The following is a 22,272-nucleotide window of genomic DNA, read 5'->3' as shown; positions in this document are numbered from 1 at the left end:
TGATTAACTGTCGGCTGCGCTGAGCGCAGACAAGATCGCGAGGGCGCTGTCGGTGTCCCAATCGGCTTCGCCGCGCAGTCGCGCGATTTCCCGGCCCTCTTTGTCGATCAGAACGGTGATCGGCAGCGCAAGAACCGCCATATCCCGGGCCAGCGTCTGTTTCGGGTCGATATAGGTCGGTAGGTTGCTCACGCCTTCTTCCTGAAAGAACCGGTTGATCCCGGCGGGGCTGTTGCGACCGGTAGCGATGGTGACGACCTGAAGCGTGTCGCCGCCCAGCTCCGCCTGAAGCCGGTCCAGCGATGGCATTTCTTTCTTGCAGGGCGCGCACCACGTTGCCCAGAAATTCAGCACCACCAATTTGCCAGCAAAATCGGAAAGGTAGTGGGTGCTGCCGTCGAGATCCGAGAATGCGATGTCTGACACGGGCTGGGGGTCCGCCGCAAAAACCAGCTTTTTCATGCCGCCGTCTCGTAATGCCTCGATCGCGGCAATGTCAGGGCCGGCCACGGCTGCGACAGGCGTGAGAGCAAGCAGACAGGCGAGGGCAAGGCGGCGCATGGGCAATGTCCATTCTATAAGGCGGCTCCGGGCCGGAGCAGAAGATCTTCGTGGCCCTTGCATGGGACGTCCAGAGGCAAGGGGTCAACCCGAAGCAACGTCTGCTGGCGCGGATGTGATCGAATTGCGGATGGGCGGATGGGCGTATAAAAGCCGCGTTGAACATAGGATCAGGGATTTGGCGAATGACCGACGGGGCAAGCAATGCGATGTGGGGGGGGCGGTTCGCGACCGGTCCCGATGCGATCATGGAGGCGATCAACGCGTCCATCGACTTCGACAAGCGCCTCGCAGCGCAGGACATTCGCGGTTCTAAAGCGCATTCTGCGATGCTGGCCGAGGCGGGCATTCTGACGGCGGCGGATCGGGATGCAATTCATGGCGGTCTTGATTTGATCGCGGCCGAGATCGCAGACGGCACCTTCGTTTATTCTGCGGCCTTGGAAGATATTCACATGAATATCGAAGCGCGACTGCGCGCTTTGATCGGGGATGCGGCAGGGCGGTTGCACACCGCACGTTCGCGCAATGATCAGGTCGCGACTGATTTGCGGCTTTGGGTGCGGGATCAATGTGATGCTGCCGTAAGCGGGCTTGAGGCGGTGATGCAGGCGCTATTGGAGCAGGCCGAGGCCGGTGCCGATTGGGTCATGCCGGGCTTTACGCATTTGCAGACCGCCCAGCCGGTGACGTGGGGCCACCATATGATGGCCTATGTCGAAATGTTCGGGCGTGATCGCAGCCGTTTTGTCGACGCTCGCAAGCGGATGAACGAGAACCCGCTTGGGGCGGCGGCGCTGGCCGGGACATCCTTTCCGATTGACCGACATGCGACGGCAGCGGCCTTGGGCTTTGACGGTCCGATGCGCAACAGTCTGGATGCGGTCAGTGACCGGGATTTCGCCATGGAGTTTCTGGCGGCGGCCTCGATCTGTGCGGTGCATTTGAGCCGCTTGGCAGAAGAACTGGTGATCTGGTCCTCGGCCCAGTTCCGGTTCGTGACCATGAGCGATCGGTTCTCGACCGGGTCCAGCATCATGCCGCAAAAGAAAAACCCTGATGCGGCTGAACTGATCCGGGCCAAAATTGGCCGCATCGCCGGGGCGAATGTCGCGCTGTTGATGGTTATGAAGGGTTTGCCTTTGGCCTATGGCAAGGACATGCAGGAAGACAAAGAGCAGGTGTTCGACGCCGCCGACACCCTGATGCTTAGCCTTGCTGCCATGAATGGGATGCTGCGCGATTTGACGGCCAACCGGGCCCCGCTTGAAGCCGCAGCATCGTCGGGCTTTTCGACAGCCACCGATCTGGCCGACTGGCTGGTGCGCACTTTGGGATTGCCGTTCCGCGATGCCCACCATGTAACCGGAGCGCTGGTCGCGATGGCCGAAGCACAGGGTGTTGATCTGCCTGAACTGTCCTTAGACGCGATGCAAACGGTTCACCCGGGCATTACCAGCGCGGTCTTCGATGTTCTGGGGGTGCACAATTCCGTGGCCAGCCGCACAAGTTTTGGCGGAACAGCGCCGGATCAAGTTCGCAGCCAGATTGCGTGGTGGAAGAGCCAGTTGTGATTGCTCAGTAAGACAAGGCCGGTCCGGGCTGCCCTGCATGCCACATGCCGTGCGGTGCCGGTCAGGCTTTTGCTTTCTCTTGCGGAAAAAAGCTGCCAGACTCTGTGCTGCGGCGATGGTTCGCGGTATGATTGAGACAGGAGAGGTCCAGATGCGGATGATGACGCGTTTACTTGCTGTTTTTGCGGTTCTGATGCTGGCCAATTGTCAGCCGGTAAAACCTACGGCGGGCGCGTCGGTCGGCTCAACCGGGCCGGATGCACGGGTTGGCGCGAAATCGGGGCGTGTTGGCGTCAGTGCCGGCACCGATGGTGTTAACGCGGGCGTCAATGTGGTGCAGACCGAAAATGTCAGCGTTGGCGTCGGCACCGGTGGCGTCGGCGCATCTGCTAAGGTCGGCAACGGTCCCGTTCGGGTCGGTTGGGGGCTGGGCGGCTGGAGAATCGGCATTTGATCCGCCTCATGTTCGTGGCGGGGGTTCTGGCGATCCTCGCGGGATGTGGCGTCGACGGCGCTCCTGAGCGTCCCGAACCCAAGTCTGCACCAGCCTCTGGGGTGTCCGTCATCGGTAGCGGCTATGTCGGGGCGGCAAAGCAGCTCTAGCCCAGTGGCCTGTCTGTTTTGCAGGCGATTGCGCGCGATCTGACCGGATTTGATCGTTCAGACCCGGGCGCGACCCGATTGGTCCCGGCCCGTGAATTGCATTCGCGCCCGGCTCTGCTATGTCCCGCTCGGTAATTTGAACCACGCGGAGCCGAAATGGACCATTTTCTATATCGCAACGGTGCGCTTCACGCGGAAGACGTGCCGCTTGCCGAGATCGCGGCGACCGTCGGTACGCCCGTCTATGTCTATTCGGCGGCAACTCTTGTCCGGCATTTCCGGCTGTTCGATGAGGCGCTGGAGGGACTCGATCACCTTGTGTGTTACGCGATGAAGTCGAACTCCAATCAGGCGGTTTTGACCCTTTTGGCCGGTCTGGGCGCGGGCATGGATGTGGTGTCGGGCGGCGAATACCAGCGCGCCAAGGCGGCCGGGGTGCCGGGGGACAAGATTGTTTTCTCGGGGGTTGGCAAGACCGTTGATGAGATGCGTATGGCGCTGACCGGTGGTGTCCGCCAATTCAACGTCGAAAGTGAGCCTGAAATGCGCGTGCTCAGCGACGTGGCGGTCGAGTTGGGGCTGCGCGCGCCGATCACTATTCGGGTCAATCCCGATGTGGATGCAATGACCCACGCCAAGATCGCCACTGGGAAATCCGAGAATAAGTTCGGTATTCCCATTGCCCGTGCCCGCGAGGTCTATGCCGAGGCCGCTGCCCTTCCGGGCATCGAGGTTGTCGGCATCGACGTGCATATCGGCAGCCAACTGACCGATCTTGCCCCGTTCGAGGCGGCCTATCTGAAGGTGGCTGAGCTGACGCGCGCCTTGCGGGCCGATGGGCACACGATCCGGCGTTTGGATCTGGGCGGCGGCCTTGGCATCCCTTATGCACACAGCAATCAGGCACCGCCGTTGCCGAAGGATTATGGTGCATTGATCAAGCGCACGGTTGGTGATCTCGGCTGCGAAATTGAGATTGAGCCGGGCCGTCTGGTGTCGGGCAATGCCGGGGTCATGGTGTCGAAGGTCGTCTATGTGAAGTCGGGCGAAGGTCGCGATTTCCTGATCTTGGACGGGGCGATGAATGATCTGGTTCGCCCGGCGATGTATGACGCGCACCACGACATTGTTCCAGTGATTGAGCCCGCTCTGGGGCTGGAACCGGCCCCGATCGATATTGTCGGACCCGTCTGTGAAAGTGGCGATACGTTTGCCAAGCAACGGCTGATGCCGCCGTTGAGCCCGGGTGATCTGGTGGCGTTCCGGTCTGCAGGCGCTTATGGTGCCGTGATGGCGTCGGAGTACAATACCCGGCCGCTGGTGCCCGAAGTTCTGGTGCATGGTGACCAATGGTCGGTGATCCGGCCTCGGCCAAGTGTCGCCGACATTATCGCCCGAGACCATGTGCCGGATTGGGTGCGTGATGGCAGCACCGAGTGCGACAGCTGAACTGACGGCTGTCGGTCCCTTGCGCGGTCGGATGACGTGCCGCGCGAGAAAGGGGCCAGCGCTTACACGTCCCGATTAAGGTCTTTCTATGCCGCGCTATGCCTTGAAAATTGAATATGACGGCGCTCCGTTTTCGGGCTGGCAACGGCAGAACGGGTTGCCATCGGTTCAGCAGACAGTGGAAGACGCACTGCGCCGGTTGGAGCCAAGCTGTGAGGGGGTCGCAGCGGCGGGGCGCACGGATGCAGGGGTGCACGCCACCGGGCAGGTTGCCCATTGCGATCTGACGCGGGACTGGAAGCCGTTTCGATTAAGCGAGGCTTTGAATTTCCATCTTAAGCCTGCGCCGATCGCGATCGTGGATGTGGCGCGGGTGGATCCGGATTGGCACGCGCGCTTTTCCGCAGTCGAGCGGCGCTATCTGTTTCGGATTCTGTGCCGCCGACCGCCAGTTACGCATGATCGGGGTCTGGTCTGGCAGGTTAAATCTCGGCTTGATCCGCAGTTGATGCAAGCCGGGGCAGATCGGCTGATCGGGCATCACGACTTCACGACCTTCCGCTCAACCATTTGTCAGGCCAAAAGCCCGATGAAAACCATGGATGAGATCCGCATCGAAGAGGTTCTGCGCCCTGACGGTCAGGAAATTCGGTTGCACGTCCGCTCCCGCAGTTTTTTGCACAATCAGGTGCGCAGTATCACTGGAACGCTTGAACGGGTCGGCGCCGGGGCGTGGACGCCAGACGATGTGACCGCGGCGCTTCAGGCACGCAAGCGGGAGGCCTGCGGGCCGGTCTGTCCGCCCTACGGTCTTTACCTCGCGGGGGTGCGCTATGCTGAGGATCCGTTTGCTGAGGACGGATAACAGCCGTGGCCATGGCCTTAGGCGTTGGCCGCCCATAGCCGTACCAAGTCGTATTGCAGACTGCGCGACCGGCGTGTCCAAGGCTTAGAACCGGGCGGGTTCTCTTCATCGCCTTCGGGAATGGTAGCGCGACGGTCCAGATCGGCCGTGAAGATCGCAAAGACCAGAGGCGGGCCGTTTGTCGGGGTGATGTGCCCGGACAGGGCCGAAACGAAATTCAAGGTCCCGGTCTTGGCAAACAGCTTTAGCGGTTCGGGCTTGCCGTTCTTTTGCTGAAGCGGGATCACGTGCAGGGCATGGCTGAGTGCCCCCTCCGGCCCGGTCCGGTACATCAGAGCTGTCATATCCCGGGCGGTGACGCGCGATTCATCGCCAAGCCCGGAATGATCGACCAGAAGCGACCGGTCGGACAGGCCCATATTGGCCCGGGCCCAGACGGTCATGGTCTGTGCCGAATCCGCCAGATCAGAGGGCAAGATCCCCAAGCGCCGCGCCTTGGTGGCGCTGAGTCCCAAGACCTCGGCGCTGAGATTGGTGGAATAGCGCAGCATCCCTTCGGCAATCTCGGCCAAGGGTGGGCTGACTTGGGTTGCCAGAACCGTGCCTCCTGGCAGGGCCGTCACCCGTTCGGGACCCGGCAAGTCCAACCCGCCAGAGCGGGCAAGCGTCCGAAACACATCTGCAGTATAGATGCCGCTATGGCGCACCGGCAGCCACCGCGCCCCGTCTCCGCCCAAGGCGCGCCGTGATACCGTCCAGCGCTCCCGGCCATTTTCCGGGTCTTCCGTATAGTCGAATACGGGCAAAGAGCGGTCAGCAATCGCCATGTCCACCGTTGACACGGGGGGCAGATAGGACCCGTCTCGGGCGTCCATCACGATCACATAATCGTCGCCCTTGCGCTTCCAGTCGAAATGAACGCGATTGTAATTCAAATTGAGGCCCGAAACGGATGGGTTGTACCCCAGATGGTCTGGCTGGCCGGGGTCGATCCGGTCAATGTCAGGAAGGGCGCCATCCCAAAACAGGAACCGGCCGGATACGCTACGCAGGCCGTTTTCTTTCAACTGTGCCGTCAGGGACGCCAGACCCGCGGTACTCAGACCCGGCGCGCCGCCACCGGCCAGAATGAGGTCTCCCTCAAGTTGCCCATTGCGCACGGGTCCAGTGGCGAAGACCCGGGTGTTGAAACGATAGCCGGTGCCAAGGCTGTCAAAAGCGTAGGCCGTGGTGATCGCTTTGGTGACACTGGCGGGTGGCAGCGGCAAGTCTGGGTTGTGAGTGGCCAGCACCGCGCCGGTGCGGGCGTCGGCCACGACGAAGCCTAGATCGCCGCTCATTCCGTATTTCGCGATCAGCGCATCGGACAGGGCCGTGAGGTCCTTGGGGGCAGGCGCTGCCGAGGACACGGACGGAACGGCCCGCGACCCAGGGCGCAGGCCAGGCCGGGGTGAGGATGTGACATTGCCCAGCACCGGTGCTGCCGTGATGCCGCCAATGCCTGCCAGAAATGCGCGTCTTGACCAGTGATTCATGGCGGCATCAAAGCCACGGCAATTGGGCGGATGCAAGATCCCGAATGCAGGTTTTCATCTTCAGGCGCGGGCTATCTCACCGGGAACCGGCGCTTTTTTTTAGGGCCAAGGTCGTTTTGTTCGTTCCGCGCAACCGACAGGGGGTTCAGGCAGTGCGCAGAAGCGGCACTTGTGGGGCAGCCGTTTCCGGCAATAGCCCGAGTAATCTGGGATCGTCTGCGATTTCGACCTGCTGGCGACGTGCTGCAAACCCAGCTTTTTGATAGAATCCCATCGCGCCCGGATGATCAAGGCTACAGGTATGCACGTGGAATCGCGCGATATCCTGCGACCACGCCCGGGCCGTGGCTGCGGCCATCAAGTAGCGACCGGCGCCGGTGCCGATCAGTTCATCGGTAATGCCCAGAAACACCAGTTCGCAGCTTTCGGGTTGGCGAAAGTCCAGTTCCATCAATCCCAGATCCTGATCGCCCCGCGACAGAGCATACACTTCGACCAGCGGATCGGTCAAAACGGCTTCCAGTGCATCGTCGGACATGGCGAGGCGGGAAAACCACAGCCAGTTTTCTCCAATTTGTCGGTATAGTGCCTTGTACCACGCGATCGCGGGGCAGCTGATCTGGCGTAGGGCCAAGCCATTGGGCGCGGCCAGTGGCGTGGCGCGCGGCGGCTGCACCATCTCCAAATGGGTGACGATTGCGGCGATTTTTCCTGCGGGGATGTCCATGACTTCGGTTTGCATGATTACTTCCTTTGCATTCGCCGACCCGACGTGCCGTGCCGTTCGGCCAACCTATTGTTCGATCGACTTGGCTTCAACCGTTGTGACGGTCCTCTGTGGCGTTCAGGCGTCGATCCGGGTTACACGGGTGCCTTGCCCTGACGGTGCGGACTGGTAGGATCGCCTGACATCTGGGGGCACGCACAAAGGACCCAAGCGACGAGCATGCGGATCATCTGTCCGAACTGTACGGCGGCCTATGACATTCCGGCCAACGCTGTCCCCACACAGGGACGCGAAGTGCAGTGCTCGTCCTGTACGCATTCTTGGTATCAGTTGCCGCCTATGGGCAATAAAGGGGCACCCGACCCGGGGCCGTCTGCCGCGCAACATCCGGTTTCTGGCGCTGCGCAAAATCGGTCCGAACCGGCGAACACGGCAATACCTGATCCCGGGCAGACCCCAGACCCCAGTGATTTGGTTGACGAGGCGGACGGCGGCGCGACAGAAGACGCAGACGCAGACGCAGACGCAGACGCAGACGCAGACGCAGACGCAGACGCAGACGCAGACGCAGACGCAGACGCCGATGATGGCGGCGGGTTTATTTTCTCCGACAAGCCGCGGCGAAAGATGGATCCCGAAGTTCTGGAAGTGCTGCGGGCCGAGGCCATTTTTGAAGCGCGCGCCCGTCAGAAGGCGACCGCGACGATTTTTGAAACCCAGCCCGATCTGGGGTTGCCGCCGCCGGTGCGACCGAAACCCGGACCTAAATCTGAATCTATTCGGGATCGATTGGCGCGCCTGCAAGCGGCAGAACGCAATCCCCGCGCCCGCACATGGGAGGCGGGCGAGGAAACGATGGAGGACCCATCCTCTGCCCCCCGTCAGCCCGAGCCACGAACCGTGTCGCCCCCGGCCACATCTGCTGAACTGCCTCATGGGCCAAAGAAATCATCATCAAAAGATGATGGTCGTACCGATAGGGCAGGCGCTACGCCTGAAACGACTTCGCCGGAAGCCCCTGCCGCTGATGCAACGCAGCCCCGGTCTGAGGCGGCGGCTGCCGGCATCTACGGCCCACGGATGTCTGCCGCGCCACGCCGGTCTTCAGATGAGCCACCGGTTGATGCCGACCCCCATGTGCGCGGATTGCGGCGGTCGCGGTCGGGGGGGGGCGACGCGGGGGCAGACCGGGTGGGTCCAACCAGTGAACCGTCCTCGCGACGCGAACTGCAACCGACGACCAAAGCCGGCCTGCCAGTGCGGCTGAGTTCGCACGAGGTGGCGCTGATCGTTGAACAACAGCATCGACGTGGGTTTAGATGGGGCTTTGCCATGACCTGCGGTGCGGCCTGTGCAGCAGTGGCGTTATACGTATCGGCGCCGGCGATCCGCGATGCGGTGCCAGCAACAGGGCCAGTGGTCGAGACAATCATGAGCAAAGGGCAGGGTGTCCAATCGGCGTTGGCCGACATGGTCCGGCAGGTGATCGGCGGAATGCCCCCGGGTTAAGCCCGCATTGGGGATAAATCGCGCGTTTTAGGGCGGCCCCAAGGGGATCCTTGCCGCGCCCTGTTTCGGACTGGCGGGATCAGAACCGATCCAGCAGACGACGCAGATAATCCAATTCGATATCGGGACGCTCTTGTTCGCCCGAACGACGGCGGATTTCATCAAGCAGGTCGCGGGCCCGCTCATAGGCGTCAGGATCTTGAAGAATGGAATCCTGGGTGCCGAATTGCCCCTCGCTTCCGGTGGATCGTCCCAGCGGATCGCGGCTTCCGCTGGGGGACGTGCCCGTCCCGGCTTGCCCGCCTTGACCCGGGCTTTGCCCTTGCTGGCGGGCCAGTTCTTCGCCCAGTTCTTTCATTCCCTCCCGGATGCCGTCCATGGCCTCGGACTGACTGTCCATGGCACCGGCAAGGTCATTGCGACGCAAGGCCTCTTCCGCGCGATCCATCGCACGCCCAGCTTCGTCAAGCGCGTCGCGGGCAGCTTGTCCACCCTGACCGCCGGGAAGGGCGTTTCGCTGCTGATCCAAGCTGTCGCCAAGCGTGCGCTGCCGCTCTGCCAATGATTGGCCAAGCGATGGGGATGGGGAGCCGGGTTGATCCTGACCTTGGTTCTCTCCGTCGGTCTGCCCCTCGCCCTCGCCTTGGCCGGGTTCCAGACCTTGTAGCCCTTGAAAACTGTCATCCGAGAGGGATTGTTGGTCGCGCAACGTTTCGGCCAGACCCTGCATTGATTGCTGGCCAGACCCGCCTTGCCCCCCCTGCTGCCCTTGGGTGACCTGCATATTCTGCATCATCTGCGCCAGCATATCGAGAAGGGCTTGTGCTTCGGCCATCCGGCCTTCTTCCATCAGGCGCTGAATCTGGTCTAGTAACTCTTGCAGTTGCTGTCCGGTGATTTCCTGTGTGTTTTGGTTATCGGCCTGCTGCTGCTCTTGCCCTTCTCCTTGTTCGGCAAGTTGGCGCATGTAGTCCTGCATGGCGTCGCGCAATTCCTGCATCAACTGAGCGATCTCGGTATCGCTGGCCCCGTTTTTCATCGCCTCTGACAAACGGTCTTGGGCGCGACGCAGGCGTTCCATGGCATCAGCCAAATCGCCGTCCTCAATGCGCAAGGCCAATTCCCACATGGCTTCGGCGGCTTCGTCGCGGGCCTGAACGCTCAGCCCGGCTGCGGTCTCGGATTCCAGCCGCCGGATCAGGAAGCGTAGGCGCAAGTAATTGGTTTCCGACCGAAACAGGTCTTCAGGATGATAAGAAACCGCTCGCAAGACTTGCGTCACCCGGGGGGCGTTGCTGATGGACCACAACAGGTCGCGGCGCATTTCGATCACGGCAGCGGCAAGGGGATCAAAAAACCGGCGTCCAGGCAGTCTTTCTAAAGCGATCGCCCCTGACGACCCTTCCCGAGAGGCGGCATCGCTGGCTGTTAGCGTCACGGTGACCGGCAACCCTGCCCAGGGATGTTTCGAGAAATCTTCCACCAGGGTTTCTTGGAAATCCGTGCGCTCACCCGAAAATGGCATCGGCAGGTCGACCTGAATGGCTTCGCGCGGGTCGGGATCAACCGTCAGGCCGAACTGTCGCGTGACCTGATCCAGATCGAGGGCGATCCTCGCCTGACCGGCCATCACCCCGTAATCGTCCGCTGCCTGAAAGGGCAAGGTCATTTCGCCGGTGGCATTGGCCTCTGCCTCGCCAGCGGGGCTTATGGTGGGCGGCGCGTCCTCTTGCACGGTAATGTCCCAAGCCGCCCCGCCGGGGCCGCGAATTTCAAGCCGCCCATCCTGACGGATTTCAAAGGTTTGGCTGGTTTCCGAGGCGCTTTCGATGTCCCCGGTTCTGGCCGAAACCGTTTCAGCCACAGTGAGGGCCCCCGTTGGGCCATAAAGGCGCAGGCTGATCCGGCTACCTTGCGGTAACTCGATCCGGCCGCGCGGCAGGTCGTTCAGGTATAAGTCCGGGCGCCCGGTATAATCTGGGGGTTCAACCCAGCCTTCCCAACTGGGCCCATTGGCTACGGCCTGCGACGTTGGGCCCAGACCGATCCCACCCAAGGTTTCCACCCGGGCAAGGGAGCCGAACAAGAGAGCAGTCATGAAAATGGTCAGGGCGACGTAGCGCAAACCGTACCGATCGAACCGCGACAGACGCAAATTCGGTGCGGGCGCGCGGACGTCGCGCAGTTTCTGCCGCATCCTGTTTTGATGGGCCTGCCAAACTTGTTCGGATCCGGTGTCGCCAACGCCGATCGCCTGTGTATCGGCCAATGCTGCGATTGGTCGCCCCGCGAGGGTGGAATCAAGCCGGGCTTCGGCCTCGGCTTGGGTGGGCCATTGGAACCGGCGCAGACCTGACCATGTGAACCACACCAGACCGGCAAAAGTGAACACAAGCGCCGTCCATAGCAATTCTAGATTCAGGTGGTCATGCAGTCCAAAAAAAACAGCACCAAGGCAGAGCAGGCACAGCGACCAGAGCTTCCAGAAATTTTGCGTCACCCGCTCGGCAACCAACCCCAACCGGGTCAGGCGCAGCGGCCACTGAAGGGCGCGGGGGGTGCCGCGCGGGCGGCGGATTGGGTCTGGCATCAGGCCTCCGGCGCAGTGACCACCGAGATCACGCTTGCAAATGATATATCGGAACCGGCGAAGGTCAAAGGACCGGGCGTTCACTTATTACACACAGTTGGTCTTTGAACGACGCTTCGGCAAGGTTCCGTCGGCTCGGCAGACAATTTGCGCGCCAGATCGCGCACGACAAAAGTAGGGGGTGTCGTAGCGGGGAACGTGCCGCACCGCCTGTACTCAGGACTGGCAACCGGGGGCCAGAGCCCATATGTCGTTTCTTGCACAGAGGCGAGAGGCGGCAGGTGGTGATCGGAGCAATTGCGGATAGCGTGTCGCGCACTGTCGAGGGGCTGACGGCAGCGGTCAACGAATCTTTGTTCGAGCCGTCTTTGCGGATTGGGGTGACCGGGCTAAGCAGATCGGGGAAGACGGTCTTTCTGACCTCGCTGGTGGCGAACCTGATCGACAGGGGGCGGATGCCGCAACTCACCGCCGCAGCCGAGGGCCGGATCCTGTCGGTTTTTTTGCAGCCGCAGCCAGACGATACCTTGCCGCGATTCGACTACGAAACGCATTTGCACGCGCTCAGCGGGCCGTCGCCGCATTGGCCAGAAAGCACCCGGTCGGTGTCGCAATTGCGACTGTCGATGCGGTTGCGACCGACGGGTCTTCTGAGCGGTTTGCAGGGGCCGCGCACTTTGCATCTGGATATTGTCGATTATCCGGGTGAGTGGCTTCTTGATCTGGCGCTGCTGGAGAAAAGCTATGACGACTGGTCCGCGACCAGCTTGAAACGTCTTGCGGATCGTCCGGAAGCTGCTGAATTTCGCGCTGCGTTGGCAAGCGCCGATCCGGCGGCGCCGCTGGACGAAGTCGTCGCGCAGGATTTGGCACGAGCATTTACCGGCTACTTACAGACCGCGCGACAAGCGGGATATTCCGACTGCACACCGGGGCGGTTTATTTTGCCCGGCGATCTGGCGGGTTCTCCGGTGTTGACCTTCGCGCCGTTGCCGACCGCCTCCGCGACTGTTCGCGGCAGCCTTCGGGCCGAATTTCAGCGCCGCTATGATGCCTATAAGTCGAAGGTCGTCCGCCCGTTCTTCCGCGACCACTTTGCAAAGCTGGACCGGCAAATCGTGCTGGTCGATATTCTGGGTGCGATCCATGACGGGCCGCGTGCGGTCGAAGATCTGCGGCAGACCATGGCCGATATCCTGACGGCCTTTCGTCCCGGGGCGAATTCTTGGTTGGCGGGTTTGCTGGGCGGGCGGCGGGTTGAGAAGATCCTGTTTGTCGCAACCAAGGCCGATCACTTGCATCATTCTCAGCATCCACGCTTGACCGCGATCATGGAGGCGATGGTCAAAGAGGCCCGCGCCCGAGCCGATTATGCCGGAGCCGGAACGGGCGCTATGTCCATCGCCTCGCTGCGGGCGACCGTTGAAGAAACGCGCGAGCATAATGGCCGCACCCTTGATTTGGTTCGGGGCCGCACGCTTGCTGATGGCAAACAGGCGGCATTCTATCCGGGCGAATTGCCCGAGGATCCAAGTCGGTTGCTGGGGGTGGCGCGGGACGGCGGCGAACGCTGGCTGGACGAGCAATACGAATTTATGCGCTTCGCGCCGTCGCCGATGAATTTGAAGCCGGGCGAGGGCCCGCCGCATATCCGGCTCGACCGGGCTGCGCAGTTTCTCATTGGGGATCGGTTATGAGTGGTTGCGGCCAAGGACGGAGAGTCACCCGATGAATGACGCCAAAACAGGCCCGGTGCGGATTGATCTGGATCTCGATGCACCAACCGATGACATGTCCCCATCCAGTGCGCCGCCGGTTCCCGAGGCCGACCAGCAACCGACCGATGCGGCGGCGATGCAGCGGTTGGCGACGATGGCGGCACGCCCGTCAAGCCGCCTCGCACGCTGGTTCTGGGGCCTGCTGATTTCGGTGATTGGCTTCTTCATCAGTTTGGCAGCATGGAATGCGATTGTCGGGCTCTTGACCAGCAATGCCATTCTGGGGGCGGTCGCAACCGTACTGCTGGGGGCGTTCGTCGTGGTGTGCGCCGCAATTGCGCTGCGCGAGGTGTCTGCCTTTGCGCGCCTGTCCCGGCTGGACCGGATACAGATGGCCGCTGCGACGGCCCTAGCGGATCATGATCTCGCTCATGCGCGCCGGATTGCTACTAGCCTGACCACGTTTTACGCAACGCGGCCTGAATTGCGATGGGCCTGCGATGCGATGCCTGCGCGGTTGGCTGAAACCTTTGACGCGGATGCGGCTTTAGGCTTGGCCGAGATGAATTTGATCGCACCTCTGGATCGGCTTGCGATTCAAGAAGTCGAAGCTGCGGCCCGCCGGGTGGCAACGGTGACGGCGCTGGTGCCATTGGCGCTGGCGGACGTGGTGGCGGCGATGACCTCTAATCTGGCGATGATCCGGCGGATTGCGGAAGTGTATGGCGGGCGGTCTGGGACGCTGGGCACGTGGCGGTTGTTGCGGGCGGTATTGACGCATCTGGTGGCCACTGGGGCCGTGGCGATTGGGGATGACCTGATCGGTTCGGTCGCGGGGGGGTCGGTGCTGAGCAAGCTGTCGCGCCGCTTTGGCGAGGGTGTGGTCAACGGTGCGCTGACTGCGCGGGTCGGCGTTGCCGCCATCGAGGTCTGCCGTCCGCTGCCCTTCCGCGCTCGGCCGCGTCCGTCGGTCACCGGTATTGTGAAGCGGGCGCTGACCGGGTTGTTTGGCGACCGGGTTTGAGGGCGCACCCGATAGGGGGGCTTTCGATCAAGGATCACCTTAGCCTTTCTGCCCGAGGGGGGGGCACAGAGTGCTTTGACTATTGGCTCGGCGTTGCAGACCCAGATGACGGGGTGTCTTTACGCCCCGACGGCGCAGGCCTATAAGCTGCGACCATGACCCAGGCTTTCGCGATCCGCTTTCGAATTAGCTGCCCGGCGCTCTGAGTCAGAGCCGCCGGGACAAGGCGCATGATCTGCCGCGCTGCCCCATTTCCTTTTTGCGCTTTCCTATTCCAAGGCTGATGAACCATGTCGTCCGAGACGCCTGACTATAAAGATACCCTGAACCTGCCCAAAACCGATTTCCCGATGCGTGCGGGTCTGCCCAAGCGTGAACCTTCGTGGTTGGAGCGTTGGGAAAAAATCGGGGTGTATGACCGCTTGCGCGAGAAGGCCAAGTCTGGCCCGCACCGCGCGCCCTTTACGCTGCATGATGGTCCGCCCTATGCCAACGGCAACCTGCATATCGGCCACGCGCTGAACAAGGTTCTGAAGGACATGGTGGTCCGCAGCCAGCAGATGATGGGCCGCGACGCGCGCTATATCCCCGGCTGGGATTGCCACGGCCTGCCGATCGAATGGAAGATCGAAGAGAAATACCGCCAGAAAGGCCAGAACAAGGACGATATTCCGGTGGTGGATTTCCGGCAGGAATGCCGCCGCTTTGCCGAAGGCTGGATCGACGTGCAGCGCGAGGAATTCAAGCGGCTGGGTGTGACCGGCAACTGGAATGACCCGTATCTGACGATGAATTTCCATGCCGAGCGGGTGATCGCCGAGGAATTCATGAAGTTCCTGATGACCGGGACGCTGTATCAGGGCTCCAAGCCCGTGATGTGGTCGCCGGTTGAGCGGACCGCGCTGGCCGAGGCTGAGATCGAGTATCACGAGCACAAGTCGCACACCATCTGGGTGCCGTTCAAAGTGCGCCGTGGTGGCAATGCCGAGATGCCGCTGGACGATGCCGGGTATGATGCCGGGGCCGATCAGGCGTTGCTGGCCGATGAATTGCATCAGGCCCGGGTCGTGATCTGGACCACGACGCCGTGGACGATCCCGTCCAACAAGGCGGTCGCGTTCAATCCGCTGATCTCGTACGGCCTTTACCGGGTGAACGAAACGCAAGAGGAAAGCTGGACCACGGCTGGTGACCTCTATGTCTTTGCCGATACCTTGGCCGAGGATGCGCTGACCAAATCGCGGGTGACGGCGTTTGACCGGGTCCGCAGCGTGTCGACCGAAGAATTGGCTGGCCTGACCTTGGCCCACCCCCTTGCCGGGATCGATGGTGCCGACGGCTATTGGGATTACGACGTGCCGATGATCGATGGCGATCACGTCACCGAGGATGCCGGTACGGGCTTCGTGCACACCGCGCCCAGCCACGGGTCCGATGACTTTGACGCCTTCGTCAAGCGCGGCTGGATGGACCGGATGACCCACAATATCGGGCCAGATTCTGATTTCTTGCCGCATGTGCCGTTGTTTGCCGGACTGACCGTGTTCGATGCCAAAGGCAAAGAGGGCAAGGCCAATACCGCTGTCATTGCCAAGCTGGTCGAGGCCGGTGGCTTGATCGCACGGGGGCAGGTCAAGCACAGCTATCCGCATAGCTGGCGGTCCAAGGCTCCGGTGATCTTCCGCAACACGCCGCAATGGTTTGCTGCCATCGACCGGCCTGTTGGCGATGGGCAGGACGAGTACGGCACAACGATCCGCGAACGCGCCCTGACCAGCATCGACAAGCTGGTGACATGGACGCCGACCACGGGGCGCAACCGTCTCTATTCGATGATCGAAAGCCGCCCCGATTGGGTGCTGTCGCGCCAGCGTGCGTGGGGCGTGCCGCTGACCTGCTTTACCAAGAAGGGCGCGCTGCCGACGGATCCTGACTTCCTGCTGCGCGATGAGGCGGTGAATGCGCGGGTGACGGCGGCGTTTGAGGCTGAGGGTGCCGATGCGTGGTATCAGCCCGGCGCCAAGGCGCGGTTTTTGGGCAATGACTATGACGCGGACACCTATGAGCAGGTGTTCGACATTCTGGACGTGTGGTTCGATTCGGGCTCAACCCATGCCTTCGTGTTGCGTGACCGCGAAGATGGCTCGGATGACGGCATTGCCGATCTGTATCTTGAGGGCACGGATCAGCATCGCGGCTGGTTCCATTCCTCGATGTTGCAGGCCTGCGGCACGATGGGGCGCGCGCCCTATCGCGGAGTGCTGACGCATGGCTTCACGCTGGATGCCAAGGGCAACAAGATGTCCAAATCCGTGGGCAATACCGTCGCCCCTGAGAAGGTGATCCAGCAATACGGCGCGGATATCCTGCGGCTTTGGGTGGCGCAGTCGGACTACACCGCGGACTTGCGGATCGGTGACGAGATCCTGAAAGGGGCGGCTGACAGCTATCGCCGGTTGCGCAACACCCTGCGGTTCCTGCTGGGGTCGCTGGCGGATTATTCGGACGACCTGCGGGTGGCGCGCGATGACATGCCCGAGCTGGAACAGACCATGCTGCATATGGTCGAGACGCTGGATCGGCAGGTCAAGGCGGGCTATGCGGCCTATGACTTCCAGGGCGTGTTCCAGAAGGTGTTCCACTTCGCCACCATCGATCTGAGCGCGTTCTATTTCGACGTGCGCAAGGATGCGCTGTATTGCGACGCGGATGACAGTCTGGACCGGCGTGCAGCGCTGACGGTGCTGGACATCCTGTTCCACCGCCTGACCACATGGCTGGCCCCGATCCTTGTGTTTACCTGTGAAGAGGTCTGGCTGGAACGCTTCCCCGGTGACGACAGCTCGGTGCACCTGCAAGACATGCCGGACACGCCGGAAAGCTGGCACGACCCGGTGCTGATCGAAAAGGCCCAAAAACTGCGGGCGGTTCGGCGCGTGGTCACAGGCGCGCTGGAACTGGAGCGTCAGGCCAAGACCATCGGCGCCTCGCTTGAGGCCGCTCCGGTGGTCTATGTCACGCCGCAACTGGCGGCGTTGATTGATCGCGACCGGTTCGCGACGCTCTGCATCGTGTCGGATCTGACCATCTCGACGGACCCGGTACCTGAGGGCGCGTTCACTTTGCCGGACGTGGCCGGGGTGGGCGTGGTGTTCCAAAAGGCGGAGGGGCAGAAATGCCAACGCTGCTGGAACATCCTGCCCGATGTCGGCACCCACAGCCACCCGGATGTCTGCGGGCGCTGTGACGCAGCGCTGGATTAAGCGGTGATCCTGGGGATCGGCACCGATCTGGCCAATATTGATCGGATCAAAGGCACGCTGGAGCGGTTTGGCGACCGCTTCCGCAACCGGGTGTTCACCGAGGTCGAGCAGGCCAAGGCCGAACGCCGGGCCGACGTTGCCGGGACCTATGCCAAACGCTGGGCCGCGAAAGAAGCCTGTTCCAAGGCGCTTGGCACCGGTCTGGCCATGGGCATCGCGTGGAAGGACATGTCGGTGCGCAATCTGGCCTCGGGTCAGCCGATCATGGAGGTCACAGGTTGGGCCGCTGACCGGCTGGCGGCGATGACCCCGCCGGGACACGAGGCGATTATCCATGTGACCCTGACCGACGACCACCCATGGGCGCAGGCCTTTGTGGTCATCGAAGCCCGGCCGCTTCAGGCGGGCGGATCCCGGCCCGCGCTTGACTCCGGCCCCCCTCACGCCCATGAAGCCCCAGAAACCTAAACCGGCAGGACCGAACATTATGGCAAGCAAGGCCGAGGCCGAAGGCGGCATCATCGAGACGATCAAAACCATCGTCTATGCCCTTTTGATCGCAGGGATTTTTCGGACACTGTTGTTTCAACCGTTCTGGATTCCATCGGGATCGATGAAAGAGACGCTGCTGATTGGCGACTTCTTGTTCGTCAACAAAATGGCCTATGGCTATTCGCGGTATTCCTGCCCGTTCTCGGCCTGCACGTTCATTCCCGACCGCATTCTGGCGTCCGAGCCCGAGCGCGGCGACATTGTCGTCTTCAAGCACCCGGTGAATGGCCAAGATTTTATCAAACGCTTGATCGGTCTGCCCGGGGACCGGGTTCAGATGATCGACAGTGTCATTCACATCAATGGCGTCCCAGTCGAGCGGGTGCCCGCTGGCGTGTTCTCTGAACCCTACGAGCCACAGGGCCCACTGGGCAGTTTTCCACGGTGTGAAAACAGCCCGGTCGGTGAGGGCGGCGAATGCCTGAAGAGCCGTTTTCGGGAAACACTGCCGAACGGCGTAACTTATGATACATTGGATATTCAGGTGAGCGCGGTTGATAACACACCGGTCTATGCCGTTCCTGAGGGCCATTTCTTTTTCATGGGTGACAACCGCGATAATTCGAATGACAGCCGGGTACCACAGGCCGCGCGCGGCGTTGGTTATGTGCCGTTTGAGAACCTGATCGGTCGCGCAGATCGGGTGATGTTCTCGTCTGCCGGGCGGTCGATCTTTTACTTCTGGACGTGGCGCAGCGACCGGTTCTTCAAGGGATTGAACTGAGCATTGGATTTGTCGACAGAACTGACGGCATTCACGGGCCGACTGGGACATAAGTTCCAGCGGCCTGAATTGCTGATCGAAGCGGTGACCCATCCGTCGATGTCATCGGCGACGCGATCGGACAATCAGAGACTGGAGTTTCTGGGCGACCGGGTGCTTGGTCTGGTCATGGCTGAGGCGCTGCTGAACGCGGATAAAGCCGCTGCCGAAGGGCTGCTTGCGCCTCGGTTTAATGCCATGGTCCGCAAGGAAACCTGTGCCGATGTGGCCCGAGGGATTGATCTGGGATCGGTGTTGAAGCTGGGCCGCTCTGAAATGCTGTCTGGTGGGCGCCGGAAAGAGGCGCTGCTGGGCGACGCCATGGAAGCAGTCATTGCAGCCGTCTATCTGGACAGCGATTTCGAAACCACGCGGTCGGTTATCCTGAAGCTTTGGGACTCGCGCATTTCCTCGGTCGACTCGGATGCCCGAGACCCGAAGACTGCGTTGCAAGAATGGGCACAGGGGCGCGGCCAACCGGCCCCTAAATATGAATTGATCGCCCGTGACGGGCCAGACCATGCGCCGGTCTTCACCATCCGCGCCGTGATCTCGACCGGCGAGGCGGAAACCGCCGTCGCCGGATCGAAACGGCAAGCCGAACAGGCTGCGGCAAAGGCGCTATTGACCCGGCTGGAGGCCGATCCATCATGACAGACGACACCGAAATTCCGGCAGAGGTGCGTCCAGATGGGCCCACCAGCGCAGGCTTTGTCGCCCTGATTGGCGAACCCAATGCCGGCAAATCCACCCTTTTGAACCGGATGGTCGGGGCCAAGGTCTCAATCGTGACGCATAAGGTTCAGACCACCCGGGCCCGCATCCGCGGCGTCTGCATGGAAGGGCCGGCGCAGATCGTGTTTGTGGACACGCCGGGCTTGTTCCGGCCGCGCCGCCGCTTGGACCGTGCCATGGTCGCCGCCGCGTGGAGCGGTGCCGCTGACGCCGATGTCGTCGTCCTGTTGGTGGAGGCCCATCGCGGCATCACCGAAGGCGTCGAGACCATCTTGGGCGCGCTGACAGAACGGGCCCAAGGTCAGACTGTGGCTTTGGCAATCAATAAGATCGACCGGGTCGAAGCGAAGGTGCTGCTCGGCCTGACCGAAGCCTTGAATGCGCGGTTCCCTTTTGTCGAGACCTTCATGATCTCGGCTGAAAAAGGTTTTGGCGTTGATACCCTGCGCCGCTGGCTGGCAACGCAATTGCCGGAAGGGCCGTGGCTGTACCCCGAAGACCAGATCGCCGACTTGCCGATGCGGATGATCGCGGCTGAGATGACCCGCGAAAAGTTGACCCTGCGGTTGCACCAAGAACTGCCCTATCAGCTGACGGTGGAAACCGAGAGCTGGGAAGAGCGCAAGGATGGGACCGCCCGCATTGATCAGGTGATCTATGTCATGCGTGATGGCCACAAAGGCATCGTGTTGGGCAATAAAGGCGAGACGATCAAGATCGTCAGTCAAGCGGCCCGGGCCGAACTGGAAGAGTTCTTGGGCCGCAAGGTGCATCTGTTCTTGCAGGTCAAGGTGCGTCCGAATTGGCAGGAAGAAACTGAACGCTATTCTGAGATAGGGCTGAACTTTAAGGACGGTTCCGAGTGATCAGACTGACGGCGGAGTTCTGGGTTCAGGCCTATCTTCGCCGTCTGCAACTGGCTGATATTCCGGCATATGTGATCGCACGCGGCGATGCGACGGCAGGCGCTGTTGTGGTCAAGCTGGCCACGCTCGATGGGCAGGCCCGCGCCCGGCAACGCAGTTATGATCTGATGACCGGTGACCGGGTTTGGATCCTGTTGGCCGAAGGTGCGGAAGCCGATGTGGACGCGGTTCTGGCGCGGGAACGCAGCCGCGACCGCGATCTGTGGATCATCGAGGTGGAAGATCGGGCCGGGCGCGACCTTCTGGATCAGCCCGGGCTGGAGAGCTGAGGGCCGCGATGGGCCGGGCCGACTGCTGGCTTTCCAAGCGGCTGCGGCGGCGCTAGATTTCCGCGATGGAATGGCGCGATCAGGGCACAGTATTGGCGGTTCGGCAGCATGGCGAGTCCTCGGCCATTCTGGAGGTCTTTACCGAAGCCCATGGCCGTCATGCCGGGGTGGTCCGGGGTGGGGCAGGGCGGCGCCTGTCGCCCTTCTTGCAGACCGGCGCACAGTTGGACGTGACCTGGCGCGGGCGTCTGGACGATCATCTGGGCAGCTTTACCATTGAGCCGTTGCGCAATCGCGGCGCTGGTCTGATGCAGGACCGGTTGGGGCTTGAGGGCATGAATGCGGTCTGCGGCTTGCTGGCGTTTTCTTTGCCGGAACGTGCTGTTTTTCCTGAACTCTATGGGCGGTCGATGGATCTTCTCGATCTGCTCAGCATCACCCCCGCTTGGCCGCTGGCCTATCTGCGATGGGAGATGCTGCTGCTGGAGGAGATGGGCTTTGGCCTTGATCTGAGCCGCTGTGCGGTGACGGGCGCGACCGAAGGACTGTGCTATGTTTCGCCCCGCACCGGGCGGGCAGTGACTGCCGTTGGTGCCGGGGCTTGGGCGGAGAGGTTGCTGCCGCTGGAGCCGTGCATGCTGGGGCAGGGCGACGCGCCGAACGCCGAGATCGCCCGGGCCTTGCGAACCACTGGGCACTTTCTGGAAGCGCACCTGCCGAGGCGTTATGCCGGGCAGCCGTTCCCCGCTGCACGGGGACGGCTGATCGATTTGCTGGCGCGTTATTTCGAGGGCAGGAACAGCATCTGAGCGCCGTCCGGGCCGGTCAGAATCAGCCGCTCGGGGGTGATCTCTGCGGCGGTCATTTTGCCCAAGGATTCGGCAAAAGCCTTTTCTTTATCGAGGTTTGGACAGGCCATGCGGGTCATGGCCAGCGGGGCAAGGGTGAAGGCCTCAGGTGTGCCGTCGATCTGGCCGTTATAGCTGTTGCACGGGGCTTTTCCGGCGATGGTTCCGGCGGCCGGGAAGGTCAGAGTCGCGGTGTCCTCGAAGGGCGCGCCGTTGATTTCCGACAGGGTCCACGTGGTGTCTGGGGCCGGGAAGGCGGCGGTGGTCTCGGACATTTCGGGGGCCTCGGCTGGGTCTGTTTCCGCTGCGGTTTCAGGGGCTTGGACGGCAGCTTCGGGGGCGACTTCTGCCTCGGTAGGGGCCGGGGCTGCGGCGTCTGCTTCAGGGTCAACTGGGGCTGGGTCCGGGGCCTGCACGGCAGGCTCGGGCGTGGTTGCGGTCTCGGCGGGGGCTGCGACCACGGCGGGCTCCGGCGCGGTCGGGCCGGGGGCAGATAGGGCAAGCCAGAACGGAAGGGTCAGGAAAAATGCGGTCATAATGCGGTCCTTGCACGGGCGCGGTGGAGCGGGTTGTGGCCAGTTTAACAGATCCGCTGGGCTTGGCCAGCGTGGCCGGATTTCGGATGTCGGAATACCGGTGTTTGTCAAACTAGTTGTCCGCCGATTTCATGCGGCGTCTCTGATTTCAGGGGCGCTGAATTCGTTTTCTGGATTCAGCCAGACAGGTCCGGCCGGTTGCCAGTTTCGGGTTTTTCCTGACCA

The 22,272-nt window shown here is 62.0% G+C and carries 20 protein-coding genes; 15 read left to right on the top strand and 5 right to left on the bottom strand.

From position 1 onward, the window contains the following. Nucleotides 1-3: 3 nt before the first annotated feature. Nucleotides 4-561: a TlpA disulfide reductase family protein gene (locus BV911_RS05905; RefSeq protein ID WP_086052675.1), complete on the bottom strand. Its 558-nt coding sequence runs from the start codon at nucleotides 559-561 to the stop codon at nucleotides 4-6. 185 nt (nucleotides 562-746) lie between these two features. Here BV911_RS05905 and argH point away from each other — a divergent pair, with 185 nt between their 5' ends. The 5 genes from argH (at nucleotide 747) to truA (ending at nucleotide 5,052) form a co-directional block, all read left to right on the top strand. Further along, on the top strand, nucleotides 747-2,135 hold the full coding sequence (gene argH / locus BV911_RS05900) for an argininosuccinate lyase (protein WP_086052674.1): 1,389 nt from the start codon (nucleotides 747-749) through the stop codon (nucleotides 2,133-2,135). Nucleotides 2,136-2,292: 157 nt separating this feature from the next. Further along, the gene (locus BV911_RS05895) at nucleotides 2,293-2,589 is read left to right on the top strand and encodes a hypothetical protein (RefSeq protein WP_139840041.1); all 297 of its coding nucleotides are present in this window, start codon (nucleotides 2,293-2,295) and stop codon (nucleotides 2,587-2,589) included. Continuing rightward, entirely contained in the window at nucleotides 2,586-2,738 is a 153-nt protein-coding gene (locus BV911_RS19135; protein WP_139840040.1) for an argininosuccinate lyase, read from the top strand. The genes BV911_RS05895 and BV911_RS19135 overlap by 4 nt, the downstream gene beginning before the upstream one ends. Nucleotides 2,739-2,894: 156 nt before the next feature. Then, nucleotides 2,895-4,187 carry a diaminopimelate decarboxylase gene (gene lysA, locus BV911_RS05890; RefSeq protein ID WP_086052672.1) on the top strand — a complete coding sequence of 431 codons (1,293 nt, stop codon included), beginning with the start codon at nucleotides 2,895-2,897 and terminating at the stop codon, nucleotides 4,185-4,187. An 88-nt stretch (nucleotides 4,188-4,275) separates the two neighbouring features. After that, nucleotides 4,276-5,052, top strand: coding sequence for a tRNA pseudouridine(38-40) synthase TruA (gene truA / locus BV911_RS05885; RefSeq protein WP_086052671.1), 777 nt, complete (start codon nucleotides 4,276-4,278; stop codon nucleotides 5,050-5,052). Nucleotides 5,053-5,069: 17 nt separating this feature from the next. On the opposite strand, the gene dacB is transcribed toward truA, so the two are convergent. After that, entirely contained in the window at nucleotides 5,070-6,587 is a 1,518-nt protein-coding gene (gene dacB, locus BV911_RS05880; RefSeq protein WP_139840039.1) for a D-alanyl-D-alanine carboxypeptidase/D-alanyl-D-alanine-endopeptidase, read from the bottom strand. A 145-nt stretch (nucleotides 6,588-6,732) separates the two neighbouring features. Then, nucleotides 6,733-7,329 carry an N-acetyltransferase gene (locus BV911_RS05875; protein WP_086052669.1) on the bottom strand — a complete coding sequence of 199 codons (597 nt, stop codon included), beginning with the start codon at nucleotides 7,327-7,329 and terminating at the stop codon, nucleotides 6,733-6,735. Between the two features lie 204 nt (nucleotides 7,330-7,533). Between BV911_RS05875 and BV911_RS05870 the strand changes: the two genes are divergently transcribed. Then, the gene (locus BV911_RS05870) at nucleotides 7,534-8,823 is read left to right on the top strand and encodes a zinc-ribbon domain-containing protein (protein WP_086052668.1); all 1,290 of its coding nucleotides are present in this window, start codon (nucleotides 7,534-7,536) and stop codon (nucleotides 8,821-8,823) included. Between the two features lie 79 nt (nucleotides 8,824-8,902). Here the strand turns inward: BV911_RS05870 and BV911_RS05865 are convergent, their stop codons facing one another. Further along, nucleotides 8,903-11,413 (bottom strand): TIGR02302 family protein, encoded by a 2,511-nt coding sequence (locus tag BV911_RS05865; protein ID WP_086052667.1) that lies wholly within the window; start codon nucleotides 11,411-11,413, stop codon nucleotides 8,903-8,905. 281 nt (nucleotides 11,414-11,694) lie between these two features. Between BV911_RS05865 and BV911_RS05860 the strand changes: the two genes are divergently transcribed. The 9 genes from BV911_RS05860 (at nucleotide 11,695) to recO (ending at nucleotide 21,472) form a co-directional block, all read left to right on the top strand. After that, nucleotides 11,695-13,110: a YcjX family protein gene (locus tag BV911_RS05860; protein WP_086052666.1), complete on the top strand. Its 1,416-nt coding sequence runs from the start codon at nucleotides 11,695-11,697 to the stop codon at nucleotides 13,108-13,110. 31 nt (nucleotides 13,111-13,141) lie between these two features. Next, on the top strand, nucleotides 13,142-14,155 hold the full coding sequence (locus BV911_RS05855) for a YcjF family protein (RefSeq protein ID WP_086052665.1): 1,014 nt from the start codon (nucleotides 13,142-13,144) through the stop codon (nucleotides 14,153-14,155). Between the two features lie 290 nt (nucleotides 14,156-14,445). Beyond that, complete coding sequence (gene ileS / locus BV911_RS05850) at nucleotides 14,446-17,418, top strand: isoleucine--tRNA ligase (RefSeq protein WP_086052664.1); 2,973 nt, start codon at nucleotides 14,446-14,448, stop codon at nucleotides 17,416-17,418. 3 nt (nucleotides 17,419-17,421) lie between these two features. Next, nucleotides 17,422-17,886, top strand: a complete 465-nt coding sequence (gene acpS / locus BV911_RS05845) for a holo-ACP synthase (protein WP_086052663.1) — start codon at nucleotides 17,422-17,424, stop codon at nucleotides 17,884-17,886. A 19-nt stretch (nucleotides 17,887-17,905) separates the two neighbouring features. After that, nucleotides 17,906-18,694 (top strand): signal peptidase I, encoded by a 789-nt coding sequence (gene lepB / locus BV911_RS05840; RefSeq protein WP_086052662.1) that lies wholly within the window; start codon nucleotides 17,906-17,908, stop codon nucleotides 18,692-18,694. Nucleotides 18,695-18,697: 3 nt separating this feature from the next. Next, nucleotides 18,698-19,387 carry a ribonuclease III gene (rnc, locus tag BV911_RS05835; protein WP_086052661.1) on the top strand — a complete coding sequence of 230 codons (690 nt, stop codon included), beginning with the start codon at nucleotides 18,698-18,700 and terminating at the stop codon, nucleotides 19,385-19,387. Next, the gene (era, locus tag BV911_RS05830; RefSeq protein WP_086052660.1) at nucleotides 19,384-20,334 is read left to right on the top strand and encodes a GTPase Era; all 951 of its coding nucleotides are present in this window, start codon (nucleotides 19,384-19,386) and stop codon (nucleotides 20,332-20,334) included. The genes rnc and era overlap by 4 nt, the downstream gene beginning before the upstream one ends. Beyond that, nucleotides 20,331-20,663 (top strand): DUF1491 family protein, encoded by a 333-nt coding sequence (locus BV911_RS05825; protein ID WP_086052659.1) that lies wholly within the window; start codon nucleotides 20,331-20,333, stop codon nucleotides 20,661-20,663. Before era ends, BV911_RS05825 begins: the two co-directional genes overlap by 4 nt. A 65-nt stretch (nucleotides 20,664-20,728) precedes the next feature. Continuing rightward, the gene (gene recO, locus BV911_RS05820) at nucleotides 20,729-21,472 is read left to right on the top strand and encodes a DNA repair protein RecO (RefSeq protein ID WP_086052658.1); all 744 of its coding nucleotides are present in this window, start codon (nucleotides 20,729-20,731) and stop codon (nucleotides 21,470-21,472) included. Here the strand turns inward: recO and BV911_RS05815 are convergent. Beyond that, entirely contained in the window at nucleotides 21,445-22,047 is a 603-nt protein-coding gene (locus BV911_RS05815; RefSeq protein ID WP_086052657.1) for an META domain-containing protein, read from the bottom strand. The two genes, recO and BV911_RS05815, sit on opposite strands and share 28 nt — an antisense overlap. Between the last annotated feature and the right edge of the window lie 225 nt (nucleotides 22,048-22,272).

This window comes from Pseudoruegeria sp. SK021 (assembly GCF_002119405.1).
Lineage (GTDB): Bacteria > Pseudomonadota > Alphaproteobacteria > Rhodobacterales > Rhodobacteraceae > Meridianimarinicoccus.
Note: the sequence above shows the minus strand (reverse complement) of the source record. Positions and strands in the feature narration are given on the sequence as shown.